This is a genomic window from Flavobacterium sp. (assembly GCF_052437795.1).
Taxonomy (GTDB): domain Bacteria; phylum Bacteroidota; class Bacteroidia; order Flavobacteriales; family Flavobacteriaceae; genus Flavobacterium.
This window is the reverse complement of sequence record NZ_JBQVPA010000009.1, coordinates 53334-69830: the sequence shown is the minus strand read 5'-3', so window position 1 is coordinate 69830 and position 16497 is coordinate 53334. Positions and strand designations below refer to the sequence as shown.

General features: G+C 46.4%; 16 protein-coding genes and 1 pseudogene. 11 read left to right on the top strand and 6 right to left on the bottom strand.

The genetic code is table 11. The features are described 5' to 3' along the window. The 3 genes and pseudogenes from ACT6R0_RS18485 to ACT6R0_RS18475 all read left to right on the top strand — a co-directional run. Positions 1-178 (top strand): OmpA family protein (locus ACT6R0_RS18485; protein ID WP_444667437.1); only part of this gene is annotated, 178 nt, incomplete at its 5' end. Between the two features lie 158 nt (positions 179-336). Next, positions 337-717: pseudogene (locus tag ACT6R0_RS18480) on the top strand (DUF4291 domain-containing protein). A gap of 58 nt (positions 718-775) precedes the next feature. Continuing rightward, positions 776-940 (top strand): DUF4291 family protein, encoded by a 165-nt coding sequence (locus ACT6R0_RS18475; RefSeq protein ID WP_444654884.1) that lies wholly within the window; start codon positions 776-778, stop codon positions 938-940. Positions 941-1022: 82 nt separating this feature from the next. Here the strand turns inward: ACT6R0_RS18475 and ACT6R0_RS18470 are convergent, their stop codons facing one another. The 3 genes from ACT6R0_RS18470 to ACT6R0_RS18460 are packed head-to-tail and all read right to left on the bottom strand — an operon-like array spanning position 1023 to position 5888. Beyond that, positions 1023-2450, bottom strand: coding sequence for a DUF5689 domain-containing protein (locus ACT6R0_RS18470; RefSeq protein WP_444654886.1), 1428 nt, complete (start codon positions 2448-2450; stop codon positions 1023-1025). A gap of 10 nt (positions 2451-2460) precedes the next feature. Further along, the gene (locus tag ACT6R0_RS18465; RefSeq protein ID WP_444654887.1) at positions 2461-3060 is read right to left on the bottom strand and encodes a choice-of-anchor J domain-containing protein; all 600 of its coding nucleotides are present in this window, start codon (positions 3058-3060) and stop codon (positions 2461-2463) included. Between the two features lie 11 nt (positions 3061-3071). Further along, positions 3072-5888, bottom strand: a complete 2817-nt coding sequence (locus tag ACT6R0_RS18460; RefSeq protein WP_444654888.1) for a carboxypeptidase regulatory-like domain-containing protein — start codon at positions 5886-5888, stop codon at positions 3072-3074. 141 nt (positions 5889-6029) lie between these two features. Here ACT6R0_RS18460 and ACT6R0_RS18455 point away from each other — a divergent pair, with 141 nt between their 5' ends. The 3 genes from ACT6R0_RS18455 (at position 6030) to amaB (ending at position 9803) form a co-directional block, all read left to right on the top strand. Beyond that, positions 6030-7145 carry an endonuclease/exonuclease/phosphatase family protein gene (locus ACT6R0_RS18455; protein ID WP_444654890.1) on the top strand — a complete coding sequence of 372 codons (1116 nt, stop codon included), beginning with the start codon at positions 6030-6032 and terminating at the stop codon, positions 7143-7145. 269 nt (positions 7146-7414) lie between these two features. Further along, positions 7415-7948, top strand: coding sequence for a 3-hydroxyanthranilate 3,4-dioxygenase (locus tag ACT6R0_RS18450; RefSeq protein ID WP_444654891.1), 534 nt, complete (start codon positions 7415-7417; stop codon positions 7946-7948). 307 nt (positions 7949-8255) lie between these two features. Continuing rightward, on the top strand, positions 8256-9803 hold the full coding sequence (gene amaB / locus ACT6R0_RS18445) for an L-piperidine-6-carboxylate dehydrogenase (RefSeq protein ID WP_444654892.1): 1548 nt from the start codon (positions 8256-8258) through the stop codon (positions 9801-9803). A 77-nt stretch (positions 9804-9880) separates the two neighbouring features. Here amaB and ACT6R0_RS18440 read toward each other — a convergent pair whose 3' ends face one another. After that, positions 9881-10606, bottom strand: coding sequence for an SDR family oxidoreductase (locus ACT6R0_RS18440; RefSeq protein ID WP_444654893.1), 726 nt, complete (start codon positions 10604-10606; stop codon positions 9881-9883). A gap of 177 nt (positions 10607-10783) precedes the next feature. Continuing rightward, positions 10784-11347 carry a Crp/Fnr family transcriptional regulator gene (locus ACT6R0_RS18435; RefSeq protein WP_444654895.1) on the bottom strand — a complete coding sequence of 188 codons (564 nt, stop codon included), beginning with the start codon at positions 11345-11347 and terminating at the stop codon, positions 10784-10786. 778 nt (positions 11348-12125) lie between these two features. Here ACT6R0_RS18435 and ACT6R0_RS18430 point away from each other — a divergent pair. The 5 genes from ACT6R0_RS18430 to ACT6R0_RS18410 all read left to right on the top strand — a co-directional run bounded on the left by ACT6R0_RS18430 (position 12126) and on the right by ACT6R0_RS18410 (position 15627). Then, positions 12126-12590 (top strand): hypothetical protein, encoded by a 465-nt coding sequence (locus ACT6R0_RS18430; RefSeq protein ID WP_444654896.1) that lies wholly within the window; start codon positions 12126-12128, stop codon positions 12588-12590. A 30-nt stretch (positions 12591-12620) separates the two neighbouring features. Beyond that, positions 12621-13490 carry a PcfJ domain-containing protein gene (locus tag ACT6R0_RS18425; RefSeq protein WP_444654898.1) on the top strand — a complete coding sequence of 290 codons (870 nt, stop codon included), beginning with the start codon at positions 12621-12623 and terminating at the stop codon, positions 13488-13490. Between the two features lie 93 nt (positions 13491-13583). Then, positions 13584-14981: an RtcB family protein gene (locus tag ACT6R0_RS18420; protein WP_444654899.1), complete on the top strand. Its 1398-nt coding sequence runs from the start codon at positions 13584-13586 to the stop codon at positions 14979-14981. 108 nt (positions 14982-15089) lie between these two features. After that, entirely contained in the window at positions 15090-15446 is a 357-nt protein-coding gene (locus ACT6R0_RS18415) for a hypothetical protein (RefSeq protein ID WP_444654901.1), read from the top strand. A 10-nt stretch (positions 15447-15456) separates the two neighbouring features. After that, entirely contained in the window at positions 15457-15627 is a 171-nt protein-coding gene (locus tag ACT6R0_RS18410; protein ID WP_444654903.1) for a hypothetical protein, read from the top strand. Positions 15628-15709: 82 nt separating this feature from the next. Here ACT6R0_RS18410 and ACT6R0_RS18405 read toward each other — a convergent pair whose 3' ends face one another. Continuing rightward, entirely contained in the window at positions 15710-16438 is a 729-nt protein-coding gene (locus ACT6R0_RS18405) for a metallophosphoesterase family protein (RefSeq protein ID WP_444654905.1), read from the bottom strand. Between the last annotated feature and the right edge of the window lie 59 nt (positions 16439-16497).

Sequence of the window (16497 nt, the reverse complement as noted above, 5' to 3'; positions counted from 1 at the left end):
GTCTAACCGCAGGGCGAAGTCAACGGTACAGTACGTTATCTCCAAAGGCATTGCCAAGGCACGCGTATCAGGCGAAGGATTTGGCGAGAGCCAGCCTAAGGTTGATTGCGGCACAGGATGTACCGAAGAGCAGCACGCACAGAACCGCCGCTCAGAGTTCATCATCGTGAAGAAGTAACTATCTGAATAAGATTTAACTCATAACAAAAGCCCTGCACATCCGTGCAGGGCTTTTTTATTCGATATAAGGAGCTTTTGCCTAAAAGACGCATTCTTTGCTGTGTTGTGGAATATAACGCCTGGAGGGCGTGTTTTAGGTCGCTTAAATATCATATAATGGAAAATAACAATAATCAACAAATAAGGGCATCATACGATGATGCTACAATAACCGTATACCAGGCATATAACAGCGCTATAGCAGATGCCGCGGTAAAACATCAAACCTTTGCCCCGCCATTTAAAATGGACCGTATGACATGGATAAAGCCCTCATTCCTGTGGATGATGTATTGATGTGGTTGGGCTACCAAGGAAAACCAGGAGCGCGTGATGGCCATAAAAATGAAAAAGGAAGGATTTGAATGGTGCCTTGCGAACTCGTCCCTTTCGCATTATGATGCAAAAACACATGGCACACATGAATCCTGGAAGGCAAAAATGGCAGGTTCGCCGGTAAGGATACAGTGGGACCCGGAAAAGGACATTTTGCTGTAGCCGCTACCGTATCGGTCCATACAAATAAGGGATCTCCGGTAATGCCGTTGAACGCTATGTGAAGGACTGGATCGTACAGATCGATGACATTACGCCATTTTGCAGGGAAGTGCATCAGCTGGTTGGGTCGGGCAGGGTGGAAATGGCAAAGGCTATGCTGCCTGTAGAAAACATTTACAGCGTGCCGGAGGATCTGGCAAGAAGGATTAAAATGACAGATTGATGCGGCTTTAACCGCTGTAGATAATTTAAAAAAAAACGGGGCTCAATTGAGCCCCGTTATAGATCAAATAAAATTAATTGTCTTAGTTTACTGCAATATTGTCCAGTTGGATGGTAGTTGTTACCGTTCCGCCTCCGGCATACTCAAACACAATAAAGCCATTGCCTGTTAGTCCGGCAGGGATGCTGTATGCAGGAGCATTCACAAAATTGGCCTGAGACTGTCCTGATGCAGGGTAAGTGATGCCAAACTGTGATGTTATGTCTGTGAAGATGGAAGCGTCAAACTCCATTCCCGGAGAGTACTCGCCTTCTTCCGCAATGTATACTTTTAGCGACTGGCCTGCCATAAAGCGTACTTTATAGTCAAACGCTATCGTATTGGCATCGCTTAGGTTTACAGGAACGAATAAATACGTTTTAGCTTCAGCACCCGGGTTATTGGCACCGTTGAATGAAGTCATTTCGATGTATTTGTTGTTCGAGAATGATTTCACCTGCCAATACCTTGTACCTACAGCGTTGTCATTTACATATTTCGGGAATTCATCCTCATTTACAGCATAGCTTTCAAAGTTTTCTGAAAACGAGCCAAGGTACTGGATATCTGTTCCACCAAGGGCAGAATCACTCAATTCAGCAGGTATGAACCTTTCTCCTGTAAGCTTCAGATCTGTTTCGTAACGTGCTACGAACTGGTACGTGTCAAGGAATTTAGTCAATACACCCCTAACAGTTCCTGAGCCTTCAGGGACCATCATGCCGGAAAAGTTGGCAAAGCTGCTGGTCCTGAATACTATCTTGTGGCCAGTAATGTCCTGAAGTATGTGGTTGGTAGCACCGCCAATAGTTTGAGGGTTATCACCATTAACCGCGGTTGACGCATTTTCATTGTAAAGCGGCTGGTCAAATGAAGCTTCTACGAACTGAACATCTTTAAGCTCGATAAGCCTGTTGATGTTGGCATCGTTCAGTGCCTCATCGATCGTCATAACTGTTACAAGCTGCGCTTCTTCAACTTTTTCGCAAGTGTTGATGAATACGTGGTTCTTGAACGTTTGTTCAGAGATGCGTCCTACCTGCCCTTCGAAAAGAGTACCTACTTCAAGTGATTCGAAGTCGATGGCGTAATACAGGTCCTTAAGCTTTACAGATACTTTTACTCCCGGTACAAAACCTTCGGTAAACAGGCCCGGCCTGTCAATGGCAATGCTGAAAGCTACTGGCTGAATGCCTGAGTTTGCCGGTGGAAGTGTCTGAAGCGACACTACTTTAAAGAAAGCGCCCCTTTCGTCGCTCGAAGTTATGTAAGCCTCGATAATATCGTCGGCCGTGTATAGCGTTGGCGTTTCAGTAGCCTGTGCGATAAGCGATTCTACGGTTTTGTTGGCGGTCAGCCCCGGGTTGATGCAGCCCATGTTCGGCGCATCATAATCATCGTCATTGGCGCATCCGGTAAGGAAACCGGCACAAAGCGCACCTAACAACAGGTATTTTGAAAAAGTTTTCATAGAATTTTTTTTAGTATAGTTTTACGTTGTCGATCTGGTAAGCACCGTCAAGGGTAGTATTGGTCCCAGAGCCGGTAACTTTGAACGCTATATAAACATTTCCTGAATAGTCAGAAAGGTCTATCTCGCCTGATGATACGAATTCATACCAGTCATTAGCCTGTGTAGGAAGGGTAGCATCAAGTTCATTCCATGTAGCTGCCGCAACATCTGTGCCGTTAAAATCGGTTGAGATATAAACCTGCAGTGTATTTTCCGGAGAATCCAAATGGTGTTGCGCTGCAAGGAAGGTCAGCGTTTTAGAGCTTCCGTCAATGTTGATCGCCGGAGTTACCAGCCATCCTACATTTATTGCATCGCCCGAGTTGAAGGTGCTGAACTCAGCATATCCATTTCCGCTGAAAACCTGCTCTGTCCAGCGTGTGCTTCCCTGAGCAGCGAAATTTGTCCAGCCTGCCAGATCAAGTGGGGTATTATCTATCGCTTCGCTAAAGCCTTCTGAGAAGATCACTTCATTGAATGGCGGGATCTTGTAATCATCATCGCTTACACAGCCGGTAGCAAGTACTGCGACTAAAGTCCCGAATAAGATCTTACTGATATTTTTCATAGTTTTTTTAATTAAAAGTTGATGTACAGGTTCACGAAGTAAGTCCTGCCGTAACCATAGAAATATTTAGGGCCAAATGCAGGTGTACCGCTTGATAGGTCCTGGTTAAGCTCTGTATAGTTCGCGTTGCGCGACTGCTCAAAACCACCTGTTTTGTAGGTAGTGTTCAGGATGTTGTTCACACTTGCAAAGAAACCTATAGTTTTGTTATCTATTCTCCATGACTTACCGCCATTCAGGTTGAATAGTGCGAAACTGTCAAATTTCTCCTGCTTCAAAAGCTGCCTTGCCCTTGCTGAAGTAGCATCTTCTATCTGCTCGCCTGTGTTCGGGTCTTCAAAGAAGTTAGCGGTCCTTAGCAATGCAGATATGTCCATATAGTTGCTTGCAAGGTAGTTGGCGTTAGCACCTACCCACCAGAATTTAGGATCGCGGTATTCAATACCTACAGAGTAAGCTTGTTGTGGCGTTCCGGAAAGTTTGTAGTCTTTCAGGTACGCTTTGCCAAAGTCAACATTGGTATTCGGGTTAAGGTTTACGTTGGTGCCGTCGCCTGCAACTGCCGCAAGCGCGTCGTTGTTGATGCTTACGTTAGGATTGTTAGAATAAGTGTACTGGCCGAATGCCGCAGAACCTAATACTTTGATGGTAGAAGTCACCTGGTATTCAAAACCGAACTCACCACCCATCATTCTTTTGTCAACACCTGTTACCGTCTCAGCTACGAAAGCATCGGCATCATCACCGTCAAAGATACCTTCACCAAAGAAGAACGAAGTTTCTGTAGCGTTCTGGATAGTTGAGTAGAAACCGGTTATCCTTGCTTTAAGCTTGGGAGCCCTGATGATGTAGCTAAGGTCAGCGCTTGATATAAGTTCGCTCTCGATACCGTTAACGATGTTGTTATTAAGCCTTGCATTAGGGAAAGTGTTCCTAAGTGTTGGCGCCTTTGTCATACGCACTGCATTCGCAGATATCATGTTCCTTCCGTCGATCTTATACGTCAGGCCGCCTTTGAAACCGTAGTTCTCAAATATCGCCCTTTGGCTTTTGCCGAAAGAGTTGTTAGCATAAAGGCCGTTCCTGTAAAGCCCTTCCCTTTGATACTCAGAGCGTGAGAACTCCTGGCCAAGGTAAAAGTCGAACTTGTTGTATGAGAACCTGAATTGGGTGAACGCATTGATATTATGGGCGAACAGGTTGTAGTTGTAGCCATAAGTATCGCCTTCGCCAACGGTCCTGTTAGGGTTATTAAGGTCAGGTTGTGCGAAATCGCCTGTATAGAAGTTGTCAAAATCTTCAAAGAACTGGCCGCCCATAAGGTCAAGCAGGTTTTGGAAGTTGTGCGACTTCAGGTGCCTGTAGGTAGCACCGGCGTTAAGCGTGACATTGTCTGAAAGCTGTGATTGGAGGATAGAGTTGGCAGTGAACGTGTTGTCATCTGTCCTGTCCTCATAAAGCACATAAGCACTACGGCCGTTGCTGGTGTTCTGGTTGGCAAAATACATGGCATCCCAGTTGATCTGCCTGTTGTTTTTGTTCAAGAAGTTAGCGTTGGCAGCGTTAGTGATGTAAGGCTCCTGGTCGCCAAGGAATTCTCCTGTGTCCTGATCGTACGTTGATGAAAAGAAGCTCGGAAGGTTCCTGTAGTACGTAGGGTCCGGGTTAGGTGCATTCTGGTAATCCAGCCTGCTGTTACCTATTTTACCAAATTGGTATGTTACGTTAGTGTTAAGCGTATTCTTCTCGTTTATTTTCCAGAAGTGGCTTAGCATAAGTATCGGCTCTTCAACATCTTTGTCGCGTGAGTTCCTTTTTTCACCATCCTGGTAACCCCAGTATGAATTGTATTTTACACCGGCAATATCGGTAACCTCCTGAGTGTTGGGAGAGTTTTTGCCACGGCTGTTTTGAGCGTAGATACCTGTAAAGTTGATGCTGTGCTGGTCGTTGATCCTTTTTTCAACAGCCATGAAGAATGAGTTCGCACCGTAATCGGTACCTTCAAAGTAACCTTCCTGTGCCCACCTTCTTGAAGCCGAAACTACATAAGCCCAGCCATTTGCATTCATTCCCGAAGCATAGGTAGCCATGGCCCTCCAGTTGTAGTTGGTGTTGGTACCTGAGAAGGATATCCTTCCGCCCGGCCTGAATGCAGAGGCACGGGTGTTGATCTCCTGTGTGCCTAATATATTACCAAATGTATAATCAGATGGGGTAGAACCCATTGTGAACTCCTGGTTGCGCGTAGCGTCATTAAGCCCGCCCCAGTTGCTCCATTGCGGCCTTCCGTCGTATAGTTTGTTCATAACCACACCATTTATCATGGTAAGGCCGTATTCGTTATCAAGGCCTCTTATCCTGAAACGTGCCTGGCCCCAGTTGAATGCCGCTGCCTGCTGGAAGTTATCCCTCGAAGCCTGAAGTAGCCCCGCGGTGTTCTCCGAGCCGCTGTTATCATCACCAAGGTCATTGTCGGTAATGGTGATAAGGCTTAGCTGCTGCTCTGTAGTGATATCCTCTTCGAGCGATACCACACCAAGGTCAAGCGCCTGGCCTGCCACTACCTCAAGGGTAAATGTCTGCAATACAAAACCTACAGAGCCAACGGTAACAACCTGTTTGCCTTCGGCAACACTTTTGAACACGAAGATACCTTCGGCATTAGTGAGCGCTGTCTGGTTGTTGCCCTGCAATGTTGCCACTACGTTTTCGAGAGGCTTCTGCGATTTAGAATCGACTACTTTACCTTGTACTGATGCTGTTTGCTGCGCCCACGCGCAAACAACCTGCATTACAAATAAAAGACTGATTACTAGTTTTTTCATAAATTAATTTGAATTAGTTCTCTTTGTTCGTCAAGTTAAATATTTCTTAACGGGCGCAAATGTACATCATTTGGAAATATTATTTACTTTTGGCATCTGATTTGTTATAAAACTTGACGTTAAATTAATATTTGTTATTATATGATAAAGAGAGTAGTAGGGTTAGTGCTGTTGATCTCAGGCGTATTTTCAGTATCTGCGCAGGAAAAAAAGCAGTATAGTATGCAGGTGCATACCATTGCATTTTATAATGTTGAAAATCTTTTTGATACCATAAACGATACATCGATAAACGATGAAGAGTGGCTGAGGGACGGAAGGCAGAAGTGGACCACCAGGAAATATAAAAAGAAACTTGCCAACCTTTCGAGGGTCCTGGCAGAGATCGGAGTTAGCAAGGAGAACAACCCCGAGTCGCCAACCATCATAGGGCTGGGCGAAATAGAGAACCGTGGTGTGCTTGAAGACCTGATCAAGGAGCCCGCGCTTATTAATAAAGGATATGGCATCATCCATTTCGACTCGCCTGACAAAAGGGGTATCGACGTGGGATTCCTTTATAACAAAAAGCATTTTAAGCCAACGAGCTACAAAAATATCCCGCTTATAATAAGGAATGGCTATATTGCCGAAGTAGAGCAGAATGACGCTACGAAAGAAAGCGGCGATGCCAAAGTAACTGCCGAGTATACAGGTAGGCTGTATACCCGCGACCAGCTGCTTGTAACAGGATTGCTTGACGGCGAAGAAGTAAGCTTTATCATCAACCACTGGCCGTCACGTTCTGGTGGCGAAAAGAAAAGTTCCCCCAACCGCGAAGCTGCGGCAGCACTTAACAAAAAGATAATCGACTCGCTATACAAAATTAATCCCAACACGAAGCTGATCACAATGGGCGACCTTAATGACGGCCCATACAACAACAGCATTAAAAAAGTGCTTGGTGCCAAAGGCAAAAAGGATGAAGTGAGGCCGGGCGGACTTTATAACCCAATGGAAGACATGTCGGCCAAGGGTATCGGATCGCTGGCTTACCGCGATGCGTGGGACCTTTTTGACCAAATGATCGTTACTGAACCGCTTATCAAAAAAGATTATTCATCATTCCGTTTCTGGAAGGCAGGGGTTTACAATAAAACGTTCCTAATGCAGCCATCGGGACAATATAAGGGCTATCCACTGCGCAACTCGAACGGCGAAGTAGGGTTTAGCGACCACTTCCCGGTATACCTTTACCTTATAAAAGAAATAAAATAAAGATACTAAACCGGCCATTGAGCCGGTTTTTTTTGGTGTTTACCCGCCCGATGCTATCGCGCATTTCCCCAAAGCAAAAGAAGCAACAGCCCTATAGACAGGTTCATAAACTGATCTAATTTTCATTGCAGTAGCATGTTTTGCAGGCACGTCCCGGCTGCCTCTCCTTGGGAGAGGGTTGGGGGTGAGGGCTTTTTCGTTCCTCATGATTTTTATCATTCTTTTAAGCCATTATCTGCGTACCTTAGTGCTACTTAAAATTTAGATCTATGGCACTGCTCAAACCCTTCAATCTCAATAAATGGATCGATGATAACCGCCACCTGCTCCAGCCGCCTGTAGGGAATAAGAACATATACCCGCTGGCCGATGATTATATAATAATGGTCGTGGCCGGGCCTAATGCACGTAAGGACTTCCATTATAACGAAACTGAAGAACTGTTCTACCAGTTAGAAGGCAGCATCAAAGTGATCGTACAGCACGAAGGCGAACGTAAGGAAATGGAACTGCATGCCGGAGATATGTACCTGCATCCTGGAAAAGTGCCGCATTCACCCGTGCGTAGCGAAGGGTCAATAGGCCTGGTCATAGAAAGGGTGCGGGCCGGAAGAGGGTTTACCGATGGGCTTTTATGGTTCTGCGAAAATTGCAACCACAAGCTGTATGAGGTTTATTTTGAACTGAAGGATATCGAAAAAGATTTCCTGCCGCACTTCAAACATTTTTATAATTCTGAAGAACTGCGAACCTGCGGTAAATGCGGCCACGTCATGGAAGCCGATCCGCGGTATACGGTTTAGTTCAGGGTTCCGGGGTTGGCAATTAACCTGAATAAAATTTTATCCTAAAGGCACAGAGATTTCACAAGGCGTTGTGCATTCTGTGCATTCTCTCTTTGTACCATTGTGGTAAAAAACCAACCAAGTACTGGTAATTTATTCCTTCAAGATCCCTTTAGAGTCTTTGCGTCTTCTTTCGTGCATATTCGCGAAATAGGATCCTTTGCATAATGATCACCAAACATTCACTTAATCACCAACAAATTATCAGAAACACAAAAAAGATATATCTTTGCCCAAAATAACATTAAACTACAAAAAAGTTACAATGGCAACACTTACAGATCAGTTCGGTATACAGGAAGCGCTGGCTTCATTGGGAATAAAAGAAATAAACGAAGGAACATCGACCGGCAGCAAAAGCTTTGCCAACGGTAAAATAATAGAATCGTACTCGCCTGTAGATGGTACACTTATCGCGAAAGTACAGGCATCTACTGCTGACGATTATCAGGCGGCAATGGCCAAAGCCGAAGAAGCATTTAGAACATGGAGGCTGGTACCGGCACCTAAGCGTGGCGAGATCGTGCGCCAGATGGGCGATGAGCTTCGCAAGCATAAAGATGCATTGGGACAACTGGTATCGTATGAAATGGGTAAGAGCCTTCAGGAAGGCCTTGGTGAGGTTCAGGAAATGATCGATATCTGCGATTTTGCAGTGGGACTTTCACGCCAGCTGTACGGGCTGACCATGCACAGCGAAAGGCCAATGCACCGTATGTACGAGCAGTGGCACCCGTTTGGTGTGGTGGGCATCATTTCGGCGTTCAACTTCCCGGTAGCGGTTTGGAGCTGGAACTCGATGTTGGCCTGGATATGCGGCGACGTGTGCATCTGGAAGCCAAGCTCGAAAACGCCACTTTGCGGTATTGCCTGCCAAAACATTATAAGGAACGTATTAGAAAGGAATAATGTGCCGGAAGGTGTTAGTTGCCTTGTGACAGGTAATGAGTCAGGCGACCTTATAAACAATGACAAGCGCATTCCGTTGGTGTCCTTTACAGGGTCAACAAGGATAGGCCGCCACGTATCCAAAACGGTAGCTGAGCGTTTTGGCAACACCATTCTTGAATTGGGTGGAAACAATGCCATCATAGTATCAGAACATGCCGATATCTCTATGGTATTGGTTGGTGCAGTATTCGGTGCTGTAGGTACTGCCGGACAAAGGTGTACGTCTACCCGCAGGCTGATCATTCATGAGAGTGTATACGACAAAACGGTTGAAGTATTGAAAAGCGCTTACGGCCAGCTGAAAATAGGCAATCCGCTTGACAGCAATAATCACGTAGGCCCGCTTATCGATAAAGGTGCGGTGAACGATTACCTGAACGCCATTGAAAAAGCGAAGCAGGAAGGCGGAAAGATCATTGTTGAAGGCGGTGTGATGGAAGGCGAAGGCTACGAAAGCGGTTGCTACGTGAAGCCGTGCATTATTGAGGCCGAGAACCATTTCCACATCGTACAGGAAGAGACTTTCGCACCGATACTTTATATAATGAAGTACAGCACGATCGAACAGGCTATCGAATTGCAGAATGGTGTGCCGCAAGGGCTATCTTCGTCGATATTCACCAACAATATGCGCGAGATGGAGTTGTTCCTTTCTCAGGCAGGTTCGGATTGTGGTATCGCCAATGTGAACATCGGTACTTCGGGTGCTGAGATCGGCGGTGCTTTCGGTGGTGAAAAAGAAACAGGCGGTGGCCGCGAGAGTGGATCTGATGCCTGGAAAGCTTACATGAGGAGGCAGACCAATACGATCAACTACGGTACGCAGCTGCCATTGGCACAAGGTATCCGTTTCGATCTCTAATTATAAATTCAACTTATACAGAAAGTCCCGTCTTAACTTTTAAGATGGGACTTTTTTATTTCATATCACGGGATTAATTACCACGGCGTATCGCCATAGTCGCTGAAAAATTTACCTGTCGGGCCATCATCGCCAGTGGTAGCGTACTTCACGATCGGTGCGGCGGCGGCCTCAACTGTTTTATAGCCGGTATGGTTATTGAAATCTGTAGCTGTGTAGCCGGGATTCACACTATTCACCTTAAAGCAGGTGTCCCGCAGTTCATAAGCCAGTACAACGCTATACATATTAAGCGCAGCCTTCGAAGAGTTATATGCCGCAAGCTTAACTTCATAATGGCGTGACTGCGGGTCGGCGTTAAAGCCCAGCGAACCCAAATCACTGGATACATTTACAATACGTGGCGCATCAGACTTCCTTAATAACGGCAAAAATGCCTGTGTCACTGCTATCACTGCAAAAAAGTTAGTTTCAAATACGGCTTTCAGATTCTCCTGAGTCACATTGCTGCCGTCCTGCGGGTAAGTCCCCGGGATCCCCGCATTATTGACAAGGACATCAAGGTGTGGAATTTTTCCTGAAAGTTCTTCTGCCGCATAGCTGATGGATCCTGCATCGGTAACCTCTAGCACTATTGCCTCAACATCGTCAAACCCTGCCGCTTTTAGCTCGTTTACTGCTGTTTCTCCTTTTACGGCATCCCTGCTCCCAATGAATACTTTATATCCTGCGGCGAGCAATTGTCTTGCCGTTTCAAAACCGATGCTTTTATTAGCGCCAGTGATCAATGCTGTTTTTTTCATTTTATATTGTTTTTAATTACAGCACAAAGTTGAGGCAGCCTGATGGATCAAATTTTGCCATTTGGCAAAAAAAACACATAGAGCCCATTTATCTGGATTTATGGTTTGCCACCCACCCCAGATCGTATTCGAGTGAAGGTGCCCCCCTCTCCTTAGGAGAGGGGTTGGGGGTGAGGCCTATTTCTTCCGTATCCGGCTTAGGGACGATTGTGTTATCCCCAGATACGAAGCCAGCGAGGATAAAGGTATCCTGTTGGCCAGGCCCGGATATCGTGTCAGGAATGCCTTGTAACGCTCGGTGGCATCCTGTGTGAGCATCATTGCGCTTGCGGCAGCCTTGAACGAAAGTCCCTGGGTCGCAATTTTAGTAAAGATCTCATTCCACGGAATGATAGTGCCGGCAAGGTAATGATAATCCGCTTTTTCAAAAATGATCAGGCGGCAGTCAGTAACCGCTTCGGTATAGGCAGTTGAAGGGATCTCGTTATAAAAGCTGTCCATGTCGACCACAAATGAACCTTCTACCATAAAATAACGTGTAAAATCCTCGCCATTTTTTCCATAATAACACAAGCGGATCGCACCATCCGTCAGGTAACCCACCTGTTTTGCTATTTTCCCGGCCTCGTGAAAGTGATCGCCCTTTTTAACGTGCAGTTCTTTGGCACGCTCTTTTATGAGGGCTATCTGTTGCGGATTAAGGCTGCCGTACTGCAGCAGTTTATTGATAAGTTGTTCCATGCAATAAAGATAGTTAGAGCTGGTATTATATTATTTGCCATTTGGTAAAAATGATGAGGCCACGCAACCATCAGATATTTCCTGCATCTTACTAATATCAAAAAACGTATCAGTAGTGTTTATTTCCCAATGAAAGAAGGATTTCAAAAGAGGTCCTTCTTTCTGTTTTATATCTATCCCGGCGTCGCTACGAATTAGGTTGACAGGAATTAAGATCTCCCTGTCGGCACGTCCCGCTTCCCCTCTCTTTTGGAGAGGGGGTAGGGGGTGAGGCTTAATTATTCTAAATACAAATTACATCCGAAATTTTGATAATTAGGAAATTCCCCTACATTTGCACCCGATTATTAACAAGAACAAAATTTAAAAGTCACAACAATGCGTTTTACACTATCAACATATGAGCTTAAAAATGTGGGAAGCATCCCTCATTATGGCCCGGGTTGTGCGTGCCGAAATTTTGGATAGACGTATCTGAATATAAAATATAGCAACCCGGACCCTTAAAGGCTCCGGGTTTTTTTATGCACATGACCAAATACATTTTAAACGACATACAGGACAATTCGCTGATGGCTGCCCTATGGCAGGCGCATCACGCAGGACCGCACATTCCCTTGTGAAAGGAGGAATACTGCCTATTCGTAGGTAAAGCCCGGTCCCATTATGATCCGGGCTTTTTTATTATAGATATATGAAATTTTAGGAACGAGTAAGCCGGCATGAGTTCCCCTTTCCTTTGTAGAGGGGCTGGGGGTGAGGCTATAAACAAAAGGCAATGGAAACACAAAGCACAGCAATACCGATAGCAGTTAGGCACAGTTTTCCCGATCTGGTGGAAAGGCTGTTTCTCGAAAATCCGGTCCCAAATTATAATGGTACCTCATTGGAATGTGCCATTCGGTTCTATTTAGCGGATCTGGGAGCACATGAGTGGAGGCGCGATGCCTTCCGTACGCTGCTGCTGCACCTTTACGCTAAAAAATGCTACGCTGTGCTGCGTAACCCGGCCTTTATACATATCGTGGCTAATATCGCTGCATTTGGGAACAAAATGATAAGGCCTGTTGAAGAATGGAAAAAGGACAGCCTTACTGCCGAAGGGCAATTGGCATCGGTGATACGGCACTGCTTTGCAAAGTATGATGTGCCGGAGTTTATGGAATATGCCTTTGCCGATACGAACCGGATACACATGTATTGCTACATAAAGCTGGGCCGTGGTGACAGCGTACAGTCTTAGGGTATTATCCCTGATGGCTTTACGGCAAAAATGGCGCACGCGTTCCGGAACACGCCAAAGCATTTTACCATAGTGCAGGCGATACGGCGGGCACAAGCCATAGGCTGTCATGCAACACCTGCAAGGGCCGAAGCCGTAGCATGGGCGCATGAGCTGGAACGGTTCCAAAACCCGGTATTCGCGCTTGCTGTGATACGATTCGTATCTAAAGTGGAACAACACATAGCTTTTGACGAGCTGCAACGGGTGCTGGAATACCTGAACGCCATGTATGTGGCTGATAACGCGTACGATCTTAAGGGACGGACGTGGGTATCTATAGCTAAAAGGGCTGCTGAATACCATGCCGAACTTGCCAAAAGACGGGCGGCGGAACAGTTCAGCGACTGGGAGCTATGCACTGTTAAAGACTATGAGGTTGAAAAGGAAAGCGGTATCTTTAGGATGATGCAGCTGGGTACATCACAGGCATTGTATGATGAAGGCGCGGAACAGTCGCACTGCGTAGCCGACTATGCCTATGATTGTACCATTGGCAGCGTTGCGATATTCTCACTACGGAAGTACATTCCCGGCGAAGAGGGCTGCGACATCCTGGCAACGATAGAAGTAGCTATCGAAACCATGGCAATAGTACAGGCTAAGGCGAAATTCAATGATGAGCCTTCGGAAGAAGCGTTCGCCGTAATAATGGAATGGGCTAAAGCTGAAGGCCTGGCAAACCGGATCTGTTATGAAGAATATGATGATCCTGTACAGCCCGTGGAGCCGCTGCAGTACCAGGAAGGCCATTTGGTACCCGGGCGTGCAGCAGCACCGCCACCGCCACTACATGAGGAGCCGGTTTACTATAACAGGCAGCATTACACCTCCTCATCAGATGACGACAGCTGGAAATAAATTATCTTTTTTATAATAAAGATGATCATCTTAATGGCAAAGTGCAGCAGTACATCATAGCTGCTGCACTCACTAATTAAAATTTAAAAAATTATGGCAAAATTAAAACTAAGAGGCAAAGACCTCATCGAAATAGGATATCCGCAAAACAAGTCTATCAGCATTGCTATCGACATTATGCAGAAGCATTTTAAAAAGGAAACGAAGCCCAGGGCGCTCGCGATGCTGAAGGAAGTGTTGGATGATCCTTCAAAATACAAAGGTGACGGAACGTTCGGGAAAATTTCCGAAGCGCTGCTCGAAGCCAACAAGACAGAGGCACGCCAGCTGAACACGACACGTGCGCCCTTCACCATATTTGGCGAGAACGAAATTGAGGCAGGCGCCAAAGAGCAGCTCTTCACAGCACTAAAGCTCCCGATCTCGAAAGCCGGTGCATTAATGCCGGATGGACATTCGGGCTATGGGCTGCCTATTGGCGGTGTGCTGGCAACAGAGAATGCCGTGATACCCTACGGCGTTGGTGTAGACATAGGGTGCCGTATGTGCCTGAGTATTTTCGACATCAGCCCATCGTTCATTGAAGGGCATAAGGATAAGTATGCAGGCATACTCGAAACGCACACAAAATTCGGTCCTAGCGAAGTCCACCGAAGCCCCAATGACCACGAGATATTTGAGCGCGATGCGTTCAGGGAAATTCCGCTACTGAAAAAGCTCAAAACCAAAGCATTCCAGCAATTGGGTAGCTCCGGTGGAGGCAACCACTTTGTGGAGTTCGGCATTGTGGAAGTATTGGGAGAGGAAAATGAGTTCAATGTACCGCCTGGACAGTATGTGGGGGTGCTGTCGCACAGCGGGTCACGCGGTCTTGGCGCCAATGTGGCAAAGCAGTATACCGAGCTCGCCATGAAGCGAACGCCGTTGCCTAAAGAAGCGCGGCACCTGGGCTGGCTGGACCTTGATACCCACGACGGTCAGGAGTACTGGATCGCGATGAACCTCGCCGGCGATTATGCATCGGCGTGCCACCACGATATCCATAAGCGCATTGCAAAGGCTTTGGGCGAAAGGCCGCTGGCCATGATCGAGAACCACCACAATTTTGCGTGGAAGGAGATCGTAGATGGTCAGGAACTTATCGTGCACCGCAAAGGGGCAACACCAGCACAAAAGAACGTGCTGGGCATCATACCGGGTTCAATGACCGCGCCGGGCTATATCGTGCGGGGGAAGGGCAACCCGCTGTCGCTGAGTTCGGCGTCGCATGGTGCAGGCAGGCAAATGTCGCGTACTGTGGCCAAGCGTTCCATCACTCAAAGCGAGCTCAAAAAAGTGCTGAAAGATAATGGTGTAACGCTTCTTGGCGCAGGCCTCGACGAAGCCCCCATGGCCTATAAGGACATCAAAAAAGTCATGGCGCACCAAACAGAGCTGGTGGATGTGGTAGGTACTTTCCTCCCTAAGATCGTGAGGATGGACAGGGGATAGCTGTAGCACCTGCAAGGTTTTCAAAACCTTGAAAGTGTTTTTAACGAATTATAAATCAATCAACCTGCAAGGTCTCAAAGACCTTGCAGATTAATAAAGATCAATAACATGGGAATTTCTACCTACGAAGTGATGTACATCCAGGCAAAGGACAATTACCCTTACAATGTGGATGAATGCATCGAAAAGCTGCACTATGTGATCGCTGCCGACAGCGAACATACTGGTGCGCAGTTCCTGATGGGTAAAATATATGAGGAGCAGCTCGAGGACTACAAGCAGGCCGAGTATTATTACAGGATGGCGCTGTACGTTGACAACAGCTACCTGCCGGCGTATTACCAATATGCCGAAATGCTCATCAACCTTAACAGGATAGACGAGGCACTGAAGATTATTGCTCGGGAAAACTGTACCCGGTGCGGATATGGCGATGCTCGGATGCTTATCGGGATCTTTGTATGAAAAGTACGAAATGTACAGTACCGCGATCGATCGCTATACCGATGCTAAGAAAGCTGCCATGAATACCTACTACATGGAAAGCATGGACGACCACATAAAAAGGGTGAAAGACAAGCAGCGCCTGGATAAAAGATCCAGAAAGAAGGAAGCCAAAGCAAAGAAAGAGAAAAAGGCTTCATAAATATTCCAAACGCCAAAGGTTTTCAAACCTTTGGCGTTTATATTTTAATTCGCGTTCCTTATTTACCGGGGGATCAGGCGGCCTAATTCCTCCCCTTTTCATCAGGATACAGTTCATGTACCGGGTCGCTTTGCCAGTACTCTTTTGTATCGGCATCCAGTATGGTCAGCGGGCCTTTAAAAGCCGCACCGGTATCTACATTCCAAATATTGGCCTTTTGTACGGGCACGGTCTCCCCAATCCGGGTTACAGGCGTATGGCCGATAAAGATCTCTTTGTAATGCGTAAACCGCTTAGGGTACAGCGGGTCGTCATGTCCTATATTTGTATCCAGGCACAAGGCTGTTTCCCAAAGTGTCCTGTCCCAATAGAACATACGCGAAAAATATTCATTCTTAACCCCGTTCAGGTTGGTAAATCCGGCATGCACAAAAAGGCGGTTGTTATCATCGAGATAATAATCGGCAAGGCTTTCGAGAAAAAGGATGTGTACCTGCTTTTTATCATTGTCCAGCTTGTTGTAGCTATCCATGGTCATGCGACCGCCGTGGCTAAACCACTCTTCGCTATATTCGCCCGTTTTTAGCCATCGCATCAGCAGGTCGTCGTGGTTGCCACGTATGAAGATGCAGTCCTGTTCCGACTTCAGCCGCATAAGGTAGTCGATCACTTCGGGCGACTGCCCCCAGCCATCCACATAATCCCCCAGAAATATCAGGCGATCGGAACTGGTAACTTTCGCCCTATCCAAAATTTGCCTTATTGCCTTATAGCTTCCGTGAACGTCGCCAATAACTAAATTCCTGCCCATAGAAATAAATAAACTGAATTGTAAATTTAAACTTTTACGCACTAGTAAAGGTTTGAAAT

Excerpts from the sequence above, each read along its gene's own strand:
- ACT6R0_RS18405 (WP_444654905.1), bottom strand. The coding sequence starts at position 16,438 with ATGGGCAGGAATTTAGTTATTGGCGACGTTCACGGAAGCTATAAGGCA.
- amaB (WP_444654892.1), top strand. The coding sequence starts at position 8,256 with ATGGCAACACTTACAGATCAGTTCGGTATACAGGAAGCGCTGGCTTCA.
- ACT6R0_RS18430 (WP_444654896.1), top strand. The coding sequence starts at position 12,126 with ATGGAAACACAAAGCACAGCAATACCGATAGCAGTTAGGCACAGTTTT.
- ACT6R0_RS18410 (WP_444654903.1), top strand. The coding sequence starts at position 15,457 with ATGTACAGTACCGCGATCGATCGCTATACCGATGCTAAGAAAGCTGCC.
- ACT6R0_RS18440 (WP_444654893.1), bottom strand. The coding sequence starts at position 10,606 with ATGAAAAAAACAGCATTGATCACTGGCGCTAATAAAAGCATCGGTTTT.
- ACT6R0_RS18460 (WP_444654888.1), bottom strand. The coding sequence starts at position 5,888 with ATGAAAAAACTAGTAATCAGTCTTTTATTTGTAATGCAGGTTGTTTGC.
- ACT6R0_RS18455 (WP_444654890.1), top strand. The coding sequence starts at position 6,030 with ATGATAAAGAGAGTAGTAGGGTTAGTGCTGTTGATCTCAGGCGTATTT.
- ACT6R0_RS18420 (WP_444654899.1), top strand. The coding sequence starts at position 13,584 with ATGGCAAAATTAAAACTAAGAGGCAAAGACCTCATCGAAATAGGATAT.
- ACT6R0_RS18435 (WP_444654895.1), bottom strand. The coding sequence starts at position 11,347 with ATGGAACAACTTATCAATAAACTGCTGCAGTACGGCAGCCTTAATCCG.
- ACT6R0_RS18425 (WP_444654898.1), top strand. The coding sequence starts at position 12,621 with ATGGCGCACGCGTTCCGGAACACGCCAAAGCATTTTACCATAGTGCAG.
- ACT6R0_RS18415 (WP_444654901.1), top strand. The coding sequence starts at position 15,090 with ATGGGAATTTCTACCTACGAAGTGATGTACATCCAGGCAAAGGACAAT.
- ACT6R0_RS18470 (WP_444654886.1), bottom strand. The coding sequence starts at position 2,450 with ATGAAAACTTTTTCAAAATACCTGTTGTTAGGTGCGCTTTGTGCCGGT.
- ACT6R0_RS18450 (WP_444654891.1), top strand. The coding sequence starts at position 7,415 with ATGGCACTGCTCAAACCCTTCAATCTCAATAAATGGATCGATGATAAC.
- ACT6R0_RS18465 (WP_444654887.1), bottom strand. The coding sequence starts at position 3,060 with ATGAAAAATATCAGTAAGATCTTATTCGGGACTTTAGTCGCAGTACTT.